This window comes from Bradyrhizobium sp. RP6 (genome assembly GCF_003837805.1).
Classification (GTDB): Bacteria; Pseudomonadota; Alphaproteobacteria; order Rhizobiales; family Xanthobacteraceae; genus Bradyrhizobium.
Genome location: NZ_RQIT01000001.1, coordinates 583,914 through 603,870 on the forward strand (window position 1 = coordinate 583,914; position 19,957 = coordinate 603,870).

The following is a 19,957-nucleotide window of genomic DNA, read 5'->3' on the forward strand; positions in this document are numbered from 1 at the left end:
ACCCTGTCCCTTGTGGCCACAAGGGGAGAAGGGAAGAGAGCTACCCGAACGCCTGCCGCAGCCGGCGGGCCATGTCGAACAGCACCTGGTTCTGCTTCACCAGCCGCTTGCCGTGGCTGAGCGAGGACATTGCCATCGCCGCGAGCTTGCCGCGGGAGGTCAGGGGCACGAAGCTGTCGAAAATGTCCTCGTCGTCCTTGCAGAACATTCGCTTGTAGTCGTCCGAACCGATGCCAAGGTCGAGCGAGCGGTAGCCGAGCTCCGCACAGCGATCGATGATATAGCGCATCAGGATCAGGCCCGGGCTGTAGCGGGCGTGGTCGGACATCGTGTAGGTGTTGAACATCATCGAGAAACGCTCGCCGTCGGCGACGCCGGCGAAGATCGCGATCACCTCGTCGTCGCATTCCAGCGCGTGGATGTCGATGACGCGGCCTTCGCTGCGCGGTGCGAGGCAGGCGCTGCGGACGAACTGTTCGACGCCGGGCTCGGCGAAGACGTTCGGGAGCTTCTGTTCTGCCATCCGCGCCGGCTTGACGCGGAAGAACCAGTCCAGCAGTCGGGTGATGTCTGCATCCGACGTGGCCAGGTGATAGCGATAGCCGGCGAGCGACTGAAGCTTCTTTTCCTTGCTCTTGAGGCGGCGCCGGAGCGAATTGCTGATCCGCGATGGCGGCGGCCCGCCCGGCTCCATTACCAGTCGCGGACAGCCGTTGATCGAGCTCTGTCGCGGCAGCAGCGCAAACGGGTTCTGCTGGCTGCGCCAGCGCCGCGGCTGCTGCGTCAGCACGAGCACGTCGACATGCTCACGCAGCGACGCAAGCAGTGCGTCGAGATCGGCGCTGGCGGCCCGCGCGGCGAACTCCGCATTCCACAGGCCCATGTTGAAGGTTGTATGCTTGCCGCCCATGAAGCAGGCCGTGCGCACGCCGTGGCTTTGGCGTTGCGAGAGCGGCAGCAGAAGCAGCGGCGCTCGCTCGGCGTCGCGGGCGATCACGATGAACGGCCGGGCGCCTTCGTGGGCGCCGACCAGGCGTTGCCACGGGCTGAGCAGGTCGAAGCGCTGGTAAGGGGTGAAGAGATGGCCGTTCGCCTCGAAGGCACGCCAGACCGCCTCGGCCTCGGCGAGATCGGTGACGACATCGACCTGCGCGATACGGCTCGCTTCCGACCGCGCTGGCGCTTCTGCCGTCCGGCTTTGCATCGCCGCAGCCATGGTCATTCGCGGAACCTGTCGAGAAATCGGAAATACGTATTTCGGCCTGTTGCCGACCTTTGCAAACAAAGGTCAACAAAGGGTAATGACGATGGAAGAGGGAACGGGCGCCGGCGGGCGCGAAGGATGGGATTTTGGCATCCGACGACAGATGGCTGGAACGGCTGCGTCTCGAGCTGGCCTGGTTCACCGGCCAGGCCGTGCTGCGCAGTCGCGGCGCCGGCGCCATCCTGCGCTTCCAGCACGTGCGGCCGCGGCGGCGCGGATTTCAGCCGATGCGCGCGAACGAGATCACGCCGCAATTTCTTGACCGCGCGATTCGCGCGCTGGAGCGGTGGAAGTACGATTTCCTCGGCATGGACGAGGTCTGCCGGCGCGCCGTGACGCTGCCGGAGAAGCGCCGTTTCGTGGCGCTGACCTTCGATGGCGCGCCCAAGGATCTCATCGACTTCGCCTATCCGGTGCTGACGCGCCATGCCGTACCCTTCACGATCTATGTGCCCACCGCCTTTCCCGACGGTGTCGGCGAAGCATGGTGGCTCGGTCTCGAACAGGTGATCGCGCGCGAGAGCCGGATCAGCCTGATGATGGGCGACAAGGAGCAGCGTTTCACCGTCACCGACAAGGCCGGGAAGCAGGCGCTGTTTTCGTATCTCGAGAGCTGGCTGCGCTCGTTGCCGCCCGCGGAGCTGTCGGCTGCGATCGCCGATCTCTGCACGCGCTACAGGATCGATCTCGCCGCGCTCTCGCGCGAGGCGTCGATGGATTGGGAGGACCTTGCGAAGCTGTCCGCCGATCCGCTCGTGACGATCGGCAGCGCCACCGTCAACTATCCCGTTCTCGCCAACATGAAGGATGCCGCCGCGCTGCGCGAGATGACGATGGGCAAGGCCGTCGCGGAAGCGGCTTTCCGCCGCGAGATCAAGCATTTCGCTTTCCCGTTCGGCGAACGCTCTTCGTTTCGGCGCAGCCACGTCGTCATGGCGGAGGAGGCCGGATTTGCCAGCGCTGTGTCGACGATCCCGGGCATCGTGGACGCGGAGGGACGCACCAATCTGCGCGCGCTGCCACGGATTTCCTGGGACGGACGGGTGTGTTCGCTGCGGATGATGCGCGTGCTGGTGTCGGGTGTCGCCTTTGCGCCGGTGAAGCCGACGGGCAGCGCGATGAGCCGGACTTAGCGAGTGGTCTTGACGCGGTCGGGCCGCTGCATCCAGCTGACGATCGGCATCGCGGGCAGCACCCAACCCATGCCGACCACGACGTAGTAGATCGCCTGCCGCCAGCCGGACTCGGCGATCCACGGCATCTGCGCCGCCGCCATGCCGAGCAGGGCCCAGACGGTGGCCAGCACCAGGAGCAGGATGGCGCCGAGGAACTTGCGGGTGCGGATCGTCATGGGCGGGAGCTTGCTGCTTTCGCGTAACTTGCACTGAGGGAGCGGGGGACTATAAGGGGCACGCAGTCCGGTTCAAGCCTGGTTTTTGTCCCGAATGACGACGATGTCCACCCCGTCCGAGCCGCATCGCGCCGTGCGCTGGTGGCTGATCGCAGTGGCCGCACTGATCGCACTGATGGTGCTGGTCGGCGGCGCGACCAGGCTGACGGAATCCGGCCTCTCGATCGTCGAATGGAAGCCGGTCACGGGCAGTGTTCCGCCGCTCTCCGAGGCGCAGTGGACCGAAGCATTCGAGGCCTACAAGAAGATTCCGCAATATCGCGAGCTCAACGCGGGGATGAGCCTGTCCGAGTTCAAGGAGATCTTCTGGTGGGAGTGGAGCCACCGGCTGCTCGGACGTTTCATCGGTGTCGCTTATCTCTTGCCGTTCCTGTTCTTCCTCTGGCGCGGCGGCCTGTCGGGCGAGCTCAAGCGGCGGCTGTGGCTGCTGTTCGCGCTCGGCGGTCTGCAGGGTGCGGTCGGCTGGTGGATGGTGGCCTCGGGCCTGACCGAGCGGGTCGAGGTCTCGCAATATCGGCTGGCGACACATCTGGTGCTGGCTCTTCTGATCTTCGCCGGGATCGTCTGGACGGTGCGGCGGCTCAAGGAGCGGCCGCAGATCTCGGCGCCGGCACGGCTGCGGCTCACGAGCGCGGTGCTTCTCGCCGTGACCTTCGTGCAGATCTATTTCGGCGCGCTGGTCGCGGGCCTGCGCGCCGGGCGCGCCTACAACACCTGGCCGCAGATCGACGGGGCGTTCATCCCGTCGGCGGAGCGGCTGTGGTTCGAGACGCCATGGTGGCGCAACATGTTCGACAATGTGCTGACGGTGCAGTTCGAGCACCGCATGACCGCCTACCTGCTGTTCGCGCTGGCGGCGCTGCATGCGATCGACGCGGTGCGCTCGCGCGCAGGGTCGGCAGCGAGCGGCGCCCTTTGGCTGTTTGCGGCGGTGAGCCTGCAGGCGGTGCTCGGCATCCTCACGCTGCTCAACCAGGTGCCGATCGATCTGGCGCTCGCCCACCAGGCAGTCGCGATCGTAGTGTTGACGCTTGCGGTGATGCAGGTCGAACGGCTGGCTTCGCGACAATCTGCGGAAGCCCAGCCGCGCGCGGTTCCGGTCAGCCAGCCCGGCTGATCACGAGCCCGGCTGATCGGATCAGCAATAACCGTAAACGCCGCACGCGTAGGGCAGGCGCCAGAAATAGTCGACCTGTTTCCCGCCGTAATACGCGCCCTGATAATCGTAGCTCCAGGGGCGGCCGTAATACCCCGGCAGCGCGTGGGAGCCCGGCAGCAGCGGCGTGCCCGGCAGGTTGCTTATGTAGCTGCCGACGCCATAGGCCGGCGAGATCAGCGCATCCGGATCGGTTTCGACATAGACCTGCGGCGGATCCTGCGGCGGCACAGCCGCGCGCCGCTTCGGCGTCGCCGGCAGATCGGCGGCGAGCGTGCTGGAAACCGTCAGCATCACGGCCAGGGCAGGCACCATCCAGCGCAGCATCGTCGGCTCCGAATCAAAAGGGGCGATCCAAGGACGATGTATGGGGCAGATGTGGTTAATGACTGTTAACTGACGGCGGCCAAAAACGGCCGCCGTCATTCCGGGGCGGTGCGAAGCACCGAACCCGGAATCTCGAGCTGGATCAGGCAAGATCGAGGTTCCCCGGTGCGCAATTGCGCACCCGAGGTTCGCGCCCTGCGCGCCCCGGAACGACAGGAAAAGACTACGCCCCCAGCGCCTGCTCCAGATCGGCAATCAGGTCTTCCTTGTCCTCGATGCCGACCGAGAGCCGCACCACGTCGGGGCCGGCACCGGACGTGATCTTGGCGGCGTCGTCGAGCTGGCTGTGCGTGGTCGAGGCGGGATGGATCACGAGCGAGCGGGTATCGCCGACGTTCGCCAGATGCGAGAACAGCTGCAGCTTCGACACCAGGTTCACGCCGGCGTCGTAACCACCCTTCAGGCTGAAGGTGAACACCGCGCCTGCGCCCTTAGGCGCGTATTTGCGCGCGAGCTGGTTGTATTTGTCGCTCGGCAGGCCGGCATAGCTGACCGAGGCCACCGCCGGATGTCCCGCGAGGTATTCGGCGACAGCCTTGGCGTTGTCGCAGTGCTTCTGCATGCGCAGCGGCAGCGTCTCGATTCCCGTGAGGATCATGAAGGCATTGAAGGGCGACAGCGCCGGGCCGAGGTCGCGCAGGCCGAGCACGCGGCAGGCGATCGCGAAGGCGAAATTGCCGAACGTCTCCTGCAGGCGGATGCCGTGATATTCGGGGCGCGGCTCCGACAGCATCGGATATTTGCCGCCCGTGGACCAGTCGAAGGTGCCGGCGTCGACGATGATGCCGCCGAGGGAGTTGCCGTGGCCGCCCAGGAATTTCGTCAGCGAGTGCACGACGATGTCGGCGCCGTGGTCGATCGGGCGGATCAGGTAGGGCGAGGCCAGCGTGTTGTCGACGATCAGCGGCACGCCCGCCTTGCGTGCCACCGTCGAGATCGCCTCGATGTCGGTGATGCTGCCGGCGGGATTGGCGATGGACTCGATGAAGATGGCTTTCGTGCGCGGCGTCACCGCGCGCTCGAAGCTTGCGATGTCGTCGGGATCGGCCCACACCACGTTCCAGCCAAAACTCTTGAACGCATGTGTGAACTGGTTGATCGAGCCGCCATAGAGCTTTCGCGCGGCAATGAACTCGTCGCCGGGCTGCAGCAATTGTTGCAGCACCACGACCTGCGCGGCATGGCCCGAGGCAACCGCCAGCGCGGCCGTGCCGCCTTCAAGCGCGGCGACGCGCTCTTCGAGCACGGCATTGGTGGGGTTGCCGATGCGGGTATAGATGTTGCCGAACGCCTGCAGGCCGAACAGCGAGGCGGCGTGGTCGGCATCGTTGAAGACGAAAGAGGTCGTTTGATAGATAGGAGTCGCGCGCGCGCCGGTGGTGGGGTCGGGCTGTGCACCGGCATGCACGGCGAGGGTTGAAAATCCCGGAAGGCGATCGCTCATTGAGGGCGTCCTGTTCTTGTGGCCTGAATATCGCGCGGCATGCTGATGGGCGTCGCGTTCCGCGTCAAGGCGCGGCTTCACCTCGGAATGATCGTGCTACGCATTGTCGCGTTCGCGAAAGAAATCCTTCGCAATTGCGTCAGCTCTGCTCGCTTTTGTTTTTCGCAGCGCGATCCGATGCTGCGGTATCCCCGCCGCCGACGCTCATCCGATTGAGGGATAGCCGCATGCCTTGCGTCGGTGCCGGCGCCCGCTTGGAGCTGAGCGTGCGCGAATTCACGCCCATCCAGGAGATTTCGGACGACAGCCGGCCATACTCGATCTTGGGGCAGCGGTTCATGACGACCTTGATGCCCACCGCTTCCGCCTTCGCCGCGGCCGCATCGTCGCGCGCGCCGAGCTGCATCCAGATCACCTTCGGCAGCGGATCGAGCGTGAGCGCCTCTTCGATGACAGGCATGATGTGGCTGGAATTGCGAAAGATGTCGATCATGTCGACGGGACGGCCGATGTCGGAGAGCGAGGCGACGAACGGCTTTCCGAGCAGCTCCTTGCCGACATGGCCGGGGTTGATCGGGATCATGTCGTAACCGCGCTGCGCCAGATATTTGAACGCGAAATAGCTCGGCCGCACGTTGACCGGCGAGGCGCCGACCATCGCGATCGACTTCACGCTGTTGAGGATGCCGCGGATGTAGTTGTCGGGATAGGCGTCGTGGTTCATCACTTGCCTTTTCTTGTTGTCATTCATCCCGCCATGTCGGCGTGCGCTTCTCGATGAAGGCGCCGATGCCTTCTTCGGCGTCGCGCGCCATCATGTTCTCGGTCATCACCTCTGCCGCATAGCGATAAGCGTCCGCGAGGCTCATCTCGGCCTGGCGGTAGAACGCCTCCTTGCCGAGCTTGATCGTGTAGGCGGATTTCAACGCGACCTTCTGAGCCAACGCAATCGCGGCATCGCGCTCGGTGCCGGCGGGGACGACGCGATTGACGAGCCCGATCTCGCAGGCACGCGCGGCCGGAACCGGCTCGCCCGTCAGCAGCATCTCCATCGCCTGCTTGCGCGGCACGTTGCGCGACAGCGCCACCATGGGCGTCGAGCAGAACAGGCCGATGTCGACGCCGGGAGTCGCAAAGCTCGCCGCCTCGGAGGCGATCGCGAGATCGCAGCTCGCCACGAGCTGGCAACCGGCCGCCGTCGCGATGCCCTGGACGGCAGCGACCACGGGCTTGGGCAGGCGCACGATCGCCTGCATCATGGCGCTGCACGCCGTCATGATCTGCGCAAAATAAGCCCGGCCGCGATCCGGATCGGTGCGGCGCGCAGTCAGTTCCTTGATGTCGTGGCCGGCGGAAAATGCGGGGCCGTTGGCTGCGATGACGGCCGCACGGATGTGCTTGTCTTCGGCGATCGCATTGAGGCTCGCATGCAGCTGTCCGATCATCGCCTCCGAAAGGCTGTTGCGCGCGGCTGGTCGGTTCAGCGTGAGCACGGCGACGCTGCCGACGATCTCGCGCAGCAGGATCTGTTGTTGCGGGGAGGGGGCGCGGGCGGCCTGGACGGACATTGACGCGATTTCCGCTAAATGATTGCAATTGGATGACACAGATAACTTAATGTAACAGCACAAGCGAAGCGAGGGTGGGAACGGCATGGCGTTAGCGAAAATGAGCGTGGCGGAGCTCGAGCAGTTCCTCCGCGACGAATTTCCCCAGGCCTTCAGCGGCGACGACATCACCATCGAGAGCGCGGACGGCCAAACTTGCCTCCTGCGTCAGCGCTACAGCGAACGAATGCTGCGGCCGGGCGGAACCGTGTCCGGCCCGACGCTGATGGCGCTCGCCGATTTCGCGATGTACGTGGTGCTCTTGTCGGCGATCGGGCCCATCGGGCTAGCGGTCACCACCAATCTCAACATCAATTTCCTGCGCAAGGGCCAGCCCGGGCAGGACGTGCTGGCGGAGGCGCGGCTGCTCAAGCTCGGCAAGCGCCTCGCGGTCGGGGAAGTGAACCTGCTGTCGGGGACCTCACCCGACCCGATTGCCCACGTCACATCCACCTATTCCATTCCAAATGTTTGAACTTTTTGCAGGTAATATAGCACCATAATTCTAAAGCATTGATTTTGCTGATGTAATTTATGTACGTGGGCATTGACCGTTGCGCGTCTCTTCTCTAGAAACTCGCGCAGTCCGGTGCGGTGTTCGCGCCGATGTCTCCCTCACGGAAATTCTGACATGAAAACCTTTTCGGCAAAGCCGGCCGAGGTGACGAAGAAGTGGGTGCTGATCGACGCCAAGGGTCTGGTCGTCGGCCGTCTCGCCACCATCGTCGCCATGCGGCTCCGCGGCAAGCACCTCCCGACCTACACCCCGCACGTCGACTGCGGCGACAACGTCATCATCATCAACGCGCAGCATGCGGTCCTCACCGGTCGCAAGCGCGAGCAGAAGACCTACTACAAGCACACCGGCTATGTCGGTCACGTCAAGGAGCGCACCGCGCGCCAGATCCTCGAGGGCAAGCATCCCGAGCGCGTGCTCGAGAAGGCCGTCGAGCGCATGATCCCGCGTGGCCCGCTCGGCCGCGTGCAGATGGGCAACCTCCGCGTCTACGGCGGGGCCGATCATCCGCATGAGGCGCAGCAGCCCGAGAAGATCGATATCGCCAAGTTGAACCGCAAGAACACGAGGGCCGCATAACATGGCCGAATCCATCCAGTCGCTCGACCAGCTCTCGCAGCTCAAGACGGCGGCCGCGCCCGAGGCGCCCAAGCACGAGAAGAAGGTCGACAAATTCAACCGCGCCTATGCCACCGGCAAGCGCAAGGACGCGGTCGCCCGCGTCTGGATCAAGCCGGGCGCCGGCAAGGTCACGGTCAACTCGCGCGAGGTCGAGGTCTATTTCGCCCGTCCCGTGCTGCGCATGATGATCGAGCAGCCGTTCTCGGTGGCCCAGCGTTCCGGCCAGTACGACGTGATCTGCACCGTCGCCGGCGGCGGCCTCTCCGGCCAGGCCGGCGCGGTCCGTCACGGCATCTCCAAGGCGCTCACCTATTTCGAGCCGGAGCTGCGCGGCGTGCTCAAGAAGGGCGGCTTCCTCACCCGCGACTCCCGCGTGGTCGAGCGCAAGAAGTACGGCAAGGCCAAGGCCCGCCGGTCCTTCCAGTTCTCGAAGCGTTAATCGCTTTTGTCGCATTCGCCGCGAAAGCGGCTTCAAAGAGATGCAAAAGGGCGCTGAATTCAGCGCCCTTTTTGCTGTTCGTTTGTATGCAAATTGACGGCGTGTTTCCCGAAAACTTTGGGATCCGCGAAAACCTGAATGGAACCCGCCGGACATAGCGTCGCATTCGGAAGGGCGCGCAAATCGGATGTGCCGATCGCGTAACTGCTATGTTCTAGAGGGGGCCGACATGATGTCGCTCGATAGCATCACGCTCTATTTGGTCGCCACCATGGTCGCCGCACTGCTCGGCGCCATGATGGTGTTTTTCGGCAAGCAGGAGAACAGCCCCGCGCTGAAATGGTGGGGCGCCGCCTATCTCCTCGGTGCAGCCTCGGTCGCGCTGTGGACCGCGGCGGGCGACAGGCTGGGCCCGCATATTCACCTTGCGCTGAACGCCGCCGGTTTCGTCGCTTGCGGCATGGTGTGGAATGCGGCGCGCGTCTTCCACGGCCGCAAGCCGAACTGGCCCGGCCTCGTGCTTGGTGCGCTCGCCTGGGTCACTGCTGCGACGCTGCTCGATCCCGCCGCGTCCATGCTGCGCATGCTCGTCGGTGCAGCTATCGTCTCGATCTATGCGGCGCTGACCGCGAGCGAGCTCTGGGTCGAGCGGCGCAAGAGCCTGCAACGGCGCTGGCCCGCCTTCGTGGTCCCGGTGCTGCATGGCGGCGTGTTGATGCTGCCGATGCTGGTCGGCAGCTTCCTGCGTCCGCACGATGCAGACTTCTCCTCGAGCATCTGGGTCACCGTGTTCGCGGTCGAGCTCGTGCTCTATGCCGTCGGCACGGTCTTTGTGATCTTCATGCTGGTGTCGGAGCGCACCGTCACCGCGCACCGGACCGCTGCGTCGACCGATCCTTTGACCGGCATGCTCAACCGCCGCGGCTTCTCGGAAGCCTGCGCGCGTGTGATCGAGCGCGAGGCCAAGGCCGGGCGGCCCGTGACCGTGATGATCTTCGACATCGACCACTTCAAGTCGATCAACGACCGCTTCGGCCATCCCGCCGGCGACGAGATGCTGAAGCTGTTCTCCACCGTCGTCGTCAGCAACTTGCGCATCTCCGATCTCTCGGGCCGCATCGGCGGTGAGGAGTTCGCCGCGCTGTTGCCGTGTTCGCTGGAGGAGGGCGTGCTGGTCGCCGAGCGGGTGCGCGAAGCGTTCGAGACCTCCGGCGTGGTGGTCGATGAGGGGCCGGTCGACACCACCGTCAGCATCGGCGTTGCCGGCGGTCCGGCCGGCACCGAGCTCGAAGTGCTGCTGGCCTCGGCCGACACCGCGCTCTACCAGGCCAAGCGCGGCGGCCGTAACCGCGTGGAGGCGGCCGAGGAGCTGCCACTGTCGCTGGAGAACTGGCGTCGCCAGAGCGCGGCACGGATCGGCGCGCCGCAGGCGCGTCCGGCCACCGCCTGAGCCGCAGGGGCCTTGCGGTAATCCTCTGTTTACCGTTCGATTCCTACCATTGCGGTCATGGAATCGATCCGTCGACAGAATCCGCAAATCACCCTGATGTCGCTCGAAGCAGCCGCCGCCTCCGCACGCGGCGGCTTCGGCTGTCTGTTCTCGACCGCCGACGAATACGAGACGGCGCTGATCGCCGAGCGTCGCGCGCAGGGGCGCTACGGCCAGCACCGCAGCTATTGGCCGTTCGCAATGTTCGTCGGTTGCGTGTTCATCGTGGCGGGCACCGTGTTGCTGCTCGCCTGACCGGGCCTGCATTCAAGAGACCTGCACATTCCAGCGAGCCAGGCGCCGTTTCGGCGCCTTTTTCTTTGTCGCCGTCTGGGGTAGACACGCCGATCGAACGAGAAAAGGGTGGAAACCGATGATCACCGAAATCGCGCAAATCGACGTCAAGCCGGGTAGCGAGAAGGATTTCGAGGCGGCCGTCGCCAAGGCCAAGGCCGCCTTCGGCCGTTCAAAGGGGTTTCACGGCTTCGAGTTGCACAAATCAATCGAGAAGCCGCAGCGCTACAGGCTGATGGTGAAATGGGCGACGCTGGAGAACCACACCGTCGATTTCCGCGGTTCGGAGAATTTCACCGAATGGCGCGGCCTCGTCGGCCAGTATTTTGCCTCGCCCCCCGAGGTGGAGCACACCGAGACCGTGCTGACGACCTGACGGCCTGAGCGACGTCAGGCTGCCTCGGCGAGCGGCGGCGCCTCATACGTCTTGAAATGGTCGATCACGACCTTGGCGATGGCGACTAGCGGCAGCGCCAGCGCGAGGCCCCAGATGCCGAACACGACGCCGAGTAGGATCTGGAACGCGAACAGCGTGGCCGGCGGGATGTCGAGTGCCTGCCGCTGCAGGATCGGGGTCAGGACGTAGCTCTCCATGGCGTGCACACCCATGAAGAGGAGAAAGGCCGACAGAGCGGGAATCCAGCCCGAGGCGAGGCTTGCCAGCACCACGATGACGCCGGCGATGATGGCTCCGACGGTGGGGATGAAGGCGAGCAGGCCCGCCTGGATCCCTAAGATGAACGCGCCGGGGATGCCGATGATCGCAAGCCCGATCCAGGTCACGACACCGACCGCGATCATGACGACGATCTGGGCGATCAGCCAGCGCTCCAGCGTCTCGGCTGTACGGTCGATGACGAGGGCGACACGCGTGCGGTGCCTCGCCGGTGCCAGGAACAGCAGGCCGTCATGATAGACGGTGGGCTGGGCGGCGAAGGCAAGGCCCAGGAACAGCACGATGAAGATGTTGCCCACGCCGTGAATGGTGCCGAGCAGCAGCTTGAAGGTCTGGCTCACGATCGCCCCGCCGCTGGAGGCGAGCGCGCCGGCACCGGGCAAGGGACCGCGCGAGGGCGCCGCTGGTGCGGGAGCCGCGTCCGGCGACGTCGTGGCCGAGGCGTCCGACGCACCGTTGCCGAGATCGAAGAAACTGGTGTCGACGCCGTGGGTTTCCAGGAAGGATCTGACATTCACGATCTGCGACTTGATGGTCTTGCTCAGCAGCGATGCCTGTTCGGCAATGGTGGCGCCGCCCAGATAGGCGATGCCCGCGAGAAGCAGGGCGAGCGCGACGCAGACGATCGCAAGTCGGACCGTATGAGGCAGGTGAACCCGGCGGCCGAGCGCATGGACCAGCGCGTTGAGGCCGAGGCCGAGCAGCATGCCGGTGAAGATCAGCAGCAGGGTGGCCGCAAAATACCATGTGAATGCGAGCAGTGCGGTGAACAGCACGACGCCGATGCCTCCGACCGAAATCGCCCAGGCCTGGTCCCGCGCCAGGTCGCTGCGGGTCCGGGAGCGTTCATCTCTGGGAATCGTCACGTTGGATCCTTTTCGAGGGAGGCGGCGCCAGCGCACTCTTTCGCGAAATCCTGGCGGGGATCAAGCGGGACACGCGCCGGTTTGGCGCGTTCGTCGTCTTTGCGGGCCTGCAGGTCCCTCCGAGCCATCGGACACGCCGCCGCCCGGCCTGCCACGACGCTCCAGGCCGGGCATTTGCGCGAAAATAGCATTGCCGTCCCGCGATCCCTTCTGTTGAATTTGTTCCATCGGAGGGGCATGTTTGCAGAATCTTCTTACCGGGAGGCTCGGAACGACAGATGAGAAAGCCGGTCGTCGGCGTGATCGGGAATTGCCATCGCGTCGAAAATCGATTTCAGGTCCAGATGGTCGGCGAGCGAAATCTGCGCGCGGTGGCCGAAGTCTCCGGCGGCTTGCCGCTGATGTTCGCGGGCTCCCCTGACATCACCGATATCCCGGCGCTGCTCGATACCGTGGACGGCATCATCCTCACCGGTGCGCGGGCCAACGTGCATCCGACCCGTTTCAACGTCGATCCTTGCGAGAAGCACGAGCCTTACGACATCCACCGCGATGAGGTGGCGCTGGCGCTCTCCGTCGCTTGCGTCTCCCGTGGCATCCCGCTGTTCGGCATCTGCCGCGGCCTCCAGGAGATGAACGTTGCCTTCGGCGGCTCGCTGCATCCGGAGATACGCGAGATCCCGGGCCGCATGAACCACCGCATGCCCCGGCTCGAGAACGGCGAGATCCATCCCGATCCGACGGTGGTGTTCGCCGACCGCCATGACGTCGACCTGACGCCGGGCGGGGCGTTCGCGAAAATCCTCGGCTGTGAGAAGATCAGGGTCAATTCGCTGCACGGCCAGGGCATTCTCGAACCCGGCAAGCGCGTTCTGATCGAGGGTGTCGCCGAGGACGGCACCATCGAGGCAATCCGGATCGCTGAAGCCCCGGCCTTTGCGCTCGGCGTGCAATGGCATGCCGAATACGATCCGCAGCATAACCCGATCAACCGCAAGCTGTTCGAGGCCTTTGGCGAAGCGCTGGTGGCAAGGCAGAAGGCGGCGGCGTAGGCGGCAAGCGCTGCGGGACGCTGTGGGGGTATGATCTCGCTACGCCGTCATTGCGAGCGCAGCGAGGCAATCCGGAGTCTTTCCGCGGCGGGGTTCTGGATTGTTTCGCGGAGCCTGTCATCGGGCCGCGCTTTGCGCGGACCCCGGTGGCTCGCAATGAGATCCACCGATAACTCCAGATCAAGGCCTGCACCGCGGATGGAATTTCGCAGCCTCCCCGATCCTTTCGAGTTGTGCTGGATAAACCAATCAGTAGGGATTGCTCCGTCCCGATTTTCGCGGCTCTGATTTGTTCTTTGAGAACGAACTGGAGTCAGATGCAGAACGAAAGCTGAAGGCTCCGCGGCGCAAGGTTCATCGCACCAGTGCGGTCGAATCGGAGACGCGCTCACGCCTCACGCCGCCCGCTCCATCCGTCGCGTGCGATAGGCCTACGTGACATCATGCAGCCGACGAGCGAGATCATCGCGAGCACGTTCGGCGCAATCGGAGCGGACGGCGCGAGGGTAAGGCGGTAGCAGCGCCTGGCGCAGGGAGGATCAGGCGTCGGCATGCTCCGCCACTACCTCTGCTCAGCCGATCACATCGCCATCCTGCATGGGCATTCCCATTGCGTTGCACAATCGCAACGTTGATCTCCACGCGCAGCATTGAGGTTCATGAGAACAATACCATATGCCCTGCAAGGGAGCCCTTGCCGTGCAGACCATGAAGGCGGCCCTCGTTGCGGCGATCACCGTCGTGGCTTTGACCTGCTGCCTCCTTCCCAGCTCAGCGGAGGAGGGCGGCCGTGCAGCCTTCGTTGTTTCGATCGATGGTGCGATTGGCCCGGCGTCAGCCAGCTACGTGCGGGAGGCTTTGGCCACGGCGAGCGAACGGCGCGCCGAGGTCGTGCTTCTGAGGATGAACACGCCCGGCGGGCTCAATTCCAGCATGCGCGAGATCATCGCGGATGTGCTCGCCTCGCCCATCCCTGTCATCGGCTACGTCGCTCCTTCCGGCGCCCACGCGGCGAGTGCGGGGACCTATATTCTCTATGCGACCCACATCGCGGCGATGGCACCAGGCACCAACATCGGTGCGGCGACGCCGGTCCAGATTGGCGGGCCGCTTCCGGGCCTGCCGAGCGGCACACCCGACAAGGATGGCAAAGACAAGAAGGATGATCCGAAGGACGCGATGACGGCGAAGGCCACGAACGATGCCGTCGCCCTCATCCGCAGCCTCGCCGAGCTGCGCAACCGCAATGCGGAGTGGGCGGAGAAGGCGGTCCGCGAGGCCGCAACGCTCTCTGCCAACGGCGCGCTGGAGGCACATGCCATCGATCTCGTCGCGCGCGATCAGGCTGAATTGCTGCAGCAGGTTGATGGCCGTGTGGTGGAGCTCGCAGGCGGCAAGACGCAACGCCTGGCAACAAAGGATGCTGTCGTCGAAGCCATCGAGCCCGGACGGATATCCCGGTTCCTGGCGGTCATCACCAACCCGAATGTGGCGTTCATTCTCCTGATGGTCGGAATCTACGGCCTGATCTTCGAGTTCATGTCTCCCGGAGCCGTCGCTCCTGGAGTCGTCGGCGCGATCTGCCTGCTGATCGGCCTCTATGCGCTCAATTTGCTGCCGATCAGCTATGCCGGCCTCGCCCTGATGCTGATCGGACTCGTGCTTCTCACCGTCGAAGCCTTCAACCCGACCGTGGTGGTCGGCTTCGGAGGGATCGTCGCTTTCGTGCTGGGAGCAATGATGCTCTTCAGGAGCGAGGCGCCTGGGTACCAACTGTCGTGGTGGGTGATCGGCACTACCGCGGTCGTGTTCAGCGGCTTTGCTCTGATCGTGCTTGGCTCGCTTCGGCGCGTCCGCAAAGCTCCTGCGCTGGTCGGCGCACAGGCCATGCGCGGCTTGCCCGCCGAGGTTCTCGACTGGAACGGAAACGAAGGCCATGTCTTCGCCCACGGTGAGCGCTGGCAGGCGCGCGGCGCCGAAACCTTCAAGCCCGGAGAGACGGTGGAGGTCGCCAATGTCGTCGACTTGACGCTGCTGATACGCCGCACACCCGCCCGGACAGGCGAGGGAGGTACATCATGATGCTGGAATATCTGACGTATGCGGCGCTTGCGCTGCTTGTCATCGTGTTTCTATCCCAGGCTATTCGAATCCTGCGCGAATACGAGCGCGGCGTTGTCTTCACGCTCGGCCGCTTTACCGGTGTGAAGGGCCCGGGCCTGATACTCCTCATCCCGATCGTGCAGCAACTCGTCAAGGTCGATCTGCGGGTGATGGTGCAGGTGGTGCCGCCGCAGGACGTGATCTCGCGGGACAACGTCTCCGTCAAGGTCAATGCCGTCCTGTACTTCCGCATCGTCGACCCCGAGCGCGCCATCATCAAGGTCGGCGACTACATGGCGGCGACCAGCCAGCTCGCGCAGACCACGTTGCGTTCGGTGCTCGGCAAGCATGAGCTCGACGAGATGCTTGCCGAGCGCGACAGGTTGAACGCCGATATCCAGGAGATCCTCGACAAGCAGACTGACGTCTGGGGCATCAAGGTCACCGGCATAGAGATCAAGGACGTCGATATCAATGAAACCATGGTTCGCGCGATTGCCAAACAGGCTGAGGCGGAGCGCCTGCGGCGAGCCAAGGTGATCAATGCGATGGGCGAGCAGCAGGCCGCCGAAAAGCTCGTTGAAGCCGGCCGGATCCTGGCGCAGGAGCCCCAGGCAATGCAGCTGCGTTACTTCGCGGCTCTGCACGACATCGCCGGTGAACGCTCGTCGACCGTGGTGTTTCCGCTCCCCACCGGCCTGCTCGACCATTTGATGCCGCGACCTAACAACCCTTAGCGGGAAGCAGCAGCGCAAACGAAAAGGCGCCTCCTGACGGAAGCGCCTTTTGCCTGTCGTGGTCTGTTCGGGCCGATCAGCCCGAATAGTACATGTCGAACTCGATGGGGTGCGGGGTCATCTCGAACCGCTCGACCTCGGTCATCTTCAGCTCGATATAGGCGTCGATGAAGTCGTCGTCGAACACGCCGCCGGCCTTCAGGAAGGCGCGGTCCTTGTCGAGGTTTTCGAGCGCCTCGCGCAAGCTGCCGCACACCGTCGGGATCTGCTTCAGCTCTTCCTTCGGCAGGTCGTAGAGATCCTTGTCCATCGCCGGACCCGGGTCGATCTTGTTCTTGATACCGTCGAGGCCCGCCATCAGCATCGCGGCGAAGCCGAGATAGGGATTGGCGAGCGGATCGGGGAAGCGCACCTCGACGCGCTTGGCCTTCGGCGAAGCGGTGTAGGGGATGCGGCAGGAGGCCGAGCGGTTGCGCGCGGAATAGGCGAGCAGCACGGGAGCCTCATAGCCCGGGACCAGACGCTTGTAGGAGTTGGTCGACGGATTGGTGAAGGCGTTGATCGCCTTGGCGTGCTTGATGATGCCGCCGATGTAGTGGAGGCAGGTCTCCGACAGGTCGGCATATTTGTTGCCGGCGAACACCGGCTTGCCGTCCTTCCAGATCGACTGGTGCACGTGCATGCCCGAGCCGTTGTCGCCGTAGACCGGCTTCGGCATGAAGGTGGCGGTCTTGCCGTAGATGTGCGCGACCTGATGGATGCAGTATTTGTAGATCTGGATGTGGTCGGCCATCAGCGTCAGCGTGTCGAACTTCATGCCGAGCTCGTGCTGGGCGGAAGCGACCTCGTGGTGATGCTTCTCGACCTTGACGCCCATCTTGGCCATGGCCCCCAGCATCTCCGAGCGCATGTCCTGCACGGAGTCCTGCGGCGGAACCGGAAAATAGCCGCCCTTGGTGCGGACGCGGTGGCCGAGATTGCCGCCTTCATATTCGGTGTCGGAGTTGGTCGGCAGCTCCGAGGAGTCGAGGCGGAAGCCGGTGTTGTAGGGGGTGGACGAGAAGCGCACGTCGTCGAACACGAAGAACTCGGCCTCGGGGCCGACGAACACGGTGTCGCCCACGCCCATCGACTTCACCATGGCCTCGGCCTTCTTGGCGATGCCGCGGGGGTCGCGGTTGTAGGGCTCGCCGGTGGTCGGCTCGAGCACGTCGCAGGTGATGACCATGGTGGTCTCGGCGAAGAACGGGTCGATCGTCGCGGTCACCGGATCGGGCATCAGGCACATGTCGGACTCGTTGATCGCCTTCCAGCCGGCGATCGAGGAGCCGTCGAACATCGTCCCTTCGGCGAAGATGTCTTCATCGATCATGCTGACGTCGAACGTGACGTGCTGCCACTTGCCGCGCGGATCGGTGAAGCGCAGGTCGACGTACTTGACGTCATTGTCCTTGATCGATTTCAGGACGTCTTTGGCGGTCTTCATGCATACCCCTTATGGCTCTGCGGGTCGGTTTCCAGGTGAGCAGGATTCTTCTCGCTTTTGGCGAGTTCGCGCGCGACCGCACAAACGAAATCAGGCCGCCGAAGCAGCCTTATTTCTTGTCGGAGTGTCGCAAAATGCGGGATAGCACCCGGCTCAGATAGCGTCCAGCCCGGATTCGCCGGTTCGGATGCGGATCGCCTCTTCGATGTTGGAGACGAAAATTTTGCCGTCGCCAATGCGGCCGGTCTGCGCGGCGCGGCGGATCGCGTCGATGGCGCGCTCGACCAGATCGTCACCGATCACGATCTCGATTTTTACCTTCGGCAGGAAGTCGACGATGTATTCTGCGCCGCGGTAAAGTTCGGCGTGACCCTTCTGCCGGCCGAAGCCCTTGGCTTCGGTGACGGTGATGCCCTGAAGACCTACCTCCTGAAGCGCTTCCTTCACCTCGTCGAGCTTGAATGGCTTGATGATGGCTTCGATTTTCTTCACTGCGCGACTCCCGGCCTTTCGATCAAATAGCAACGTCTTCGTCAGGATGCGCATTTCTCAACGCACGATCTTGTCTTCTCTGTGCCGGGATCCCTGACAAGTCCGGCAACAACGGCCGGCCACACCCTGTAGATGCCAGTGAGCACGACGACCGAAGCGGCTTCCTCGAAAGCAGGGTCTATGCCAAGTTGCAAATGCCCTGGTTATTGGAGCGTTATCAGCCTTTTAACGAGCATCTCTGGGTGGTGGCCCGATCTGCACAAAATACCGAAGACTACGAAATAGGCAAACGGTTCAATATATGTGCAGATCAATGTCCCGGCCGCCGGATCGGCAAGGAAGATGCCTGTTGAAGAGGCGTTTGTACTAGGAAGTGGCATGGAAGTTCTGACCAACGCCGAGATGCAGCGCGCCGACCAGCTCGCCATTGCGGCCGGCACGCCCGGTTTCAAGCTCATGCTGAGCGCTGGCCAGGCGATCGCCGAGGCCGCCCATGCGCTGGTGGAGGAGGGGCCGATCCTGATCGTCGCCGGCCCCGGCAACAACGGCGGCGACGGTTTTGTCGCAGCCGCCGAACTCGCCGCCCAGGGGCGGGAGGTCTCGGTGATCCCGATGTGCGAGCGCGACCAGCTCCAGGGCGATGCGGCCTCCGCGGCGCGCGGCTGGAAGCATCCGGTGCTTCCGTTCAATCCCCAGGCAATCGGAAGGCCTGCGCTGATCGTCGATGCGCTGTTCGGCGCCGGTCTCAGCCGTCCCGTCGACGGCGAGGCGCGCGAAATGATCGAGGCGATCAACGCCAACGGTGCCCCGGTGCTCGCGGTCGATCTGCCGAGCGGCATCAACGGCACCAGCGCGGCCGTGATGGGCGCGGCGGTGAACGCCACCGAGACCGTCACCTTCTTCCGCAAGAAGCCGGCGCATCTGCTTCTGCCCGGACGGATGCATTGCGGCCGGGTGCGGGTCGCCGACATCGGCATCGATGCGCAGGTGCTGGACGAGATCGCGCCGCAGACCTTCGAGAATGATCCGGACCTCTGGGGCGCCGCCTTTCCGGTGCCCCGCATCGACGGCCACAAATACGCGCGCGGCCATGTGCTTGCGATCTCCGGCGATGCGGCCGCGACAGGCGCCGCGCGGCTCGCTGCGCGCGGCGCGCTGCGCGCCGGTGCCGGCCTCGTGACGCTGGCGAGCCCGCGCGATGCGCTCGCGATCAATGCGGGCGCACTGACTGCGGTGATGGTCCGCCCCGTCGACACCGCTATTGAGTTCGGCGAGCTGCTCGGCGACAAGCGCTATAATACCTGCATCATCGGCCCCGGCGCGGGCATCGGCGAACGCACCTGCGATATGGTCCACGCTGCGCTTGCCGCACAACGACATCTGGTGCTGGACGCGGACGCGCTGACGAGCTTTGCCGCAACCCCCGAGCACCTGTTTGAATCGATCAAGGCATCGCACGACAATGCGGTGGTGCTGACCCCGCATGAGGGCGAGTTTCCGCGCCTGTTCTCCGACCTCAGCAACAAGCATCCCGGCCGCTCCAAGCTCGAGCGCGTCCGCGCTGCCGCCGAGCGCTCCGGCGCCGTCGTGCTCCTGAAGGGGCCGGACACCACCGTTGCCGCCCCCGACGGCCGCGCCACGATCGCCGCCAACGCGCCGCCCTGGCTCGCCACGGCGGGTGCCGGCGACGTGCTCTCCGGCATCATTGCCGGGCTCGTGGCGCAGGGCGTGCCGGCCTTCGAAGCCGCCAGCATCGGCGTCTGGATGCACGGCGAGGCGGCGAGCGAAGCTGGGCCGGGCCTGATCGCGGAAGACCTGACCGAGACGCTGCCGGCCGTGCACCGGCGGATCTTTGACACGCTGGGCATCGAATACTGAGCTGTTCATTGTTTCGCTGACCACTTGATCTACGATCA

General features: G+C 64.5%; 21 protein-coding genes. 12 read left to right on the plus strand and 9 right to left on the minus strand.

Going from position 1 to position 19,957, the window contains the following annotated elements; translation table 11 throughout:
• Window positions 1-40: 40 nt before the first annotated feature.
• The gene (locus EHH60_RS03175; protein ID WP_124158021.1) at window positions 41-1,222 is read right to left on the minus strand and encodes a GNAT family N-acetyltransferase; all 1,182 of its coding nucleotides are present in this window, start codon (window positions 1,220-1,222) and stop codon (window positions 41-43) included.
• Between the two features lie 128 nt (window positions 1,223-1,350).
• Between EHH60_RS03175 and EHH60_RS03180 the strand changes: the two genes are divergently transcribed.
• Complete coding sequence (locus tag EHH60_RS03180) at window positions 1,351-2,397, plus strand: polysaccharide deacetylase family protein (protein ID WP_124158022.1); 1,047 nt, start codon at window positions 1,351-1,353, stop codon at window positions 2,395-2,397.
• Here the strand turns inward: EHH60_RS03180 and EHH60_RS03185 are convergent.
• Complete coding sequence (locus EHH60_RS03185; protein WP_124158023.1) at window positions 2,394-2,615, minus strand: DUF2842 domain-containing protein; 222 nt, start codon at window positions 2,613-2,615, stop codon at window positions 2,394-2,396. The genes EHH60_RS03180 and EHH60_RS03185 overlap by 4 nt on opposite strands.
• A 94-nt stretch (window positions 2,616-2,709) precedes the next feature.
• Between EHH60_RS03185 and EHH60_RS03190 the strand changes: the two genes are divergently transcribed.
• The gene (locus EHH60_RS03190; RefSeq protein ID WP_124158024.1) at window positions 2,710-3,792 is read left to right on the plus strand and encodes a COX15/CtaA family protein; all 1,083 of its coding nucleotides are present in this window, start codon (window positions 2,710-2,712) and stop codon (window positions 3,790-3,792) included.
• A gap of 21 nt (window positions 3,793-3,813) precedes the next feature.
• Here the strand turns inward: EHH60_RS03190 and EHH60_RS03195 are convergent, their stop codons facing one another.
• The 4 genes from EHH60_RS03195 to EHH60_RS03210 all read right to left on the minus strand — a co-directional run bounded on the left by EHH60_RS03195 (window position 3,814) and on the right by EHH60_RS03210 (window position 7,230).
• Window positions 3,814-4,158: a hypothetical protein gene (locus tag EHH60_RS03195; protein WP_124158025.1), complete on the minus strand. Its 345-nt coding sequence runs from the start codon at window positions 4,156-4,158 to the stop codon at window positions 3,814-3,816.
• 223 nt (window positions 4,159-4,381) lie between these two features.
• Complete coding sequence (locus tag EHH60_RS03200) at window positions 4,382-5,662, minus strand: O-acetylhomoserine aminocarboxypropyltransferase (RefSeq protein WP_124158026.1); 1,281 nt, start codon at window positions 5,660-5,662, stop codon at window positions 4,382-4,384.
• 139 nt (window positions 5,663-5,801) lie between these two features.
• Window positions 5,802-6,386, minus strand: a complete 585-nt coding sequence (locus tag EHH60_RS03205) for a CoA-binding protein (RefSeq protein WP_124158340.1) — start codon at window positions 6,384-6,386, stop codon at window positions 5,802-5,804.
• A 19-nt stretch (window positions 6,387-6,405) separates the two neighbouring features.
• Window positions 6,406-7,230, minus strand: coding sequence for an enoyl-CoA hydratase (locus EHH60_RS03210; protein ID WP_199751267.1), 825 nt, complete (start codon window positions 7,228-7,230; stop codon window positions 6,406-6,408).
• 85 nt (window positions 7,231-7,315) lie between these two features.
• Here EHH60_RS03210 and EHH60_RS03215 point away from each other — a divergent pair, with 85 nt between their 5' ends.
• From EHH60_RS03215 to EHH60_RS03240, 6 genes are all read left to right on the plus strand, one after another.
• Window positions 7,316-7,744, plus strand: a complete 429-nt coding sequence (locus tag EHH60_RS03215; RefSeq protein ID WP_124158028.1) for a PaaI family thioesterase — start codon at window positions 7,316-7,318, stop codon at window positions 7,742-7,744.
• 156 nt (window positions 7,745-7,900) lie between these two features.
• Window positions 7,901-8,365, plus strand: a complete 465-nt coding sequence (gene rplM, locus EHH60_RS03220) for a 50S ribosomal protein L13 (protein WP_011087726.1) — start codon at window positions 7,901-7,903, stop codon at window positions 8,363-8,365.
• Window position 8,366: 1 nt separating this feature from the next.
• A complete protein-coding gene (gene rpsI, locus EHH60_RS03225) occupies window positions 8,367-8,846 on the plus strand; it encodes a 30S ribosomal protein S9 (protein WP_028178828.1) in 480 nt (159 codons plus the stop codon).
• 229 nt (window positions 8,847-9,075) lie between these two features.
• Window positions 9,076-10,296: a GGDEF domain-containing protein gene (locus EHH60_RS03230; RefSeq protein ID WP_124158029.1), complete on the plus strand. Its 1,221-nt coding sequence runs from the start codon at window positions 9,076-9,078 to the stop codon at window positions 10,294-10,296.
• Between the two features lie 57 nt (window positions 10,297-10,353).
• A complete protein-coding gene (locus EHH60_RS03235; RefSeq protein WP_028178830.1) occupies window positions 10,354-10,590 on the plus strand; it encodes a hypothetical protein in 237 nt (78 codons plus the stop codon).
• 118 nt (window positions 10,591-10,708) lie between these two features.
• The gene (locus EHH60_RS03240; RefSeq protein ID WP_035673823.1) at window positions 10,709-11,005 is read left to right on the plus strand and encodes an antibiotic biosynthesis monooxygenase family protein; all 297 of its coding nucleotides are present in this window, start codon (window positions 10,709-10,711) and stop codon (window positions 11,003-11,005) included.
• A gap of 14 nt (window positions 11,006-11,019) precedes the next feature.
• Here the strand turns inward: EHH60_RS03240 and EHH60_RS03245 are convergent, their stop codons facing one another.
• Window positions 11,020-12,171 (minus strand): AI-2E family transporter, encoded by a 1,152-nt coding sequence (locus tag EHH60_RS03245; RefSeq protein WP_124158030.1) that lies wholly within the window; start codon window positions 12,169-12,171, stop codon window positions 11,020-11,022.
• Between the two features lie 278 nt (window positions 12,172-12,449).
• Here EHH60_RS03245 and EHH60_RS03250 point away from each other — a divergent pair, with 278 nt between their 5' ends.
• From EHH60_RS03250 to EHH60_RS03265, 3 genes are all read left to right on the plus strand, one after another.
• Window positions 12,450-13,223 (plus strand): gamma-glutamyl-gamma-aminobutyrate hydrolase family protein, encoded by a 774-nt coding sequence (locus tag EHH60_RS03250; protein ID WP_124158031.1) that lies wholly within the window; start codon window positions 12,450-12,452, stop codon window positions 13,221-13,223.
• A 699-nt stretch (window positions 13,224-13,922) separates the two neighbouring features.
• Window positions 13,923-15,305: an NfeD family protein gene (locus EHH60_RS03260; protein WP_124158032.1), complete on the plus strand. Its 1,383-nt coding sequence runs from the start codon at window positions 13,923-13,925 to the stop codon at window positions 15,303-15,305.
• Window positions 15,302-16,063 (plus strand): slipin family protein, encoded by a 762-nt coding sequence (locus EHH60_RS03265; RefSeq protein ID WP_124158033.1) that lies wholly within the window; start codon window positions 15,302-15,304, stop codon window positions 16,061-16,063. The genes EHH60_RS03260 and EHH60_RS03265 overlap by 4 nt, the downstream gene beginning before the upstream one ends.
• A 76-nt stretch (window positions 16,064-16,139) precedes the next feature.
• Here the strand turns inward: EHH60_RS03265 and glnA are convergent, their stop codons facing one another.
• Together glnA and EHH60_RS03275 are read right to left on the minus strand one after the other, a co-directional pair.
• Window positions 16,140-17,549 (minus strand): type I glutamate--ammonia ligase, encoded by a 1,410-nt coding sequence (gene glnA, locus EHH60_RS03270; RefSeq protein WP_028182123.1) that lies wholly within the window; start codon window positions 17,547-17,549, stop codon window positions 16,140-16,142.
• Window positions 17,550-17,702: 153 nt separating this feature from the next.
• Complete coding sequence (locus EHH60_RS03275; protein ID WP_007603495.1) at window positions 17,703-18,041, minus strand: P-II family nitrogen regulator; 339 nt, start codon at window positions 18,039-18,041, stop codon at window positions 17,703-17,705.
• A 378-nt stretch (window positions 18,042-18,419) separates the two neighbouring features.
• Between EHH60_RS03275 and EHH60_RS03280 the strand changes: the two genes are divergently transcribed.
• Window positions 18,420-19,919, plus strand: coding sequence for an NAD(P)H-hydrate dehydratase (locus EHH60_RS03280; RefSeq protein WP_199751268.1), 1,500 nt, complete (start codon window positions 18,420-18,422; stop codon window positions 19,917-19,919).
• The last annotated feature ends 38 nt before the right edge of the window (window positions 19,920-19,957 follow it).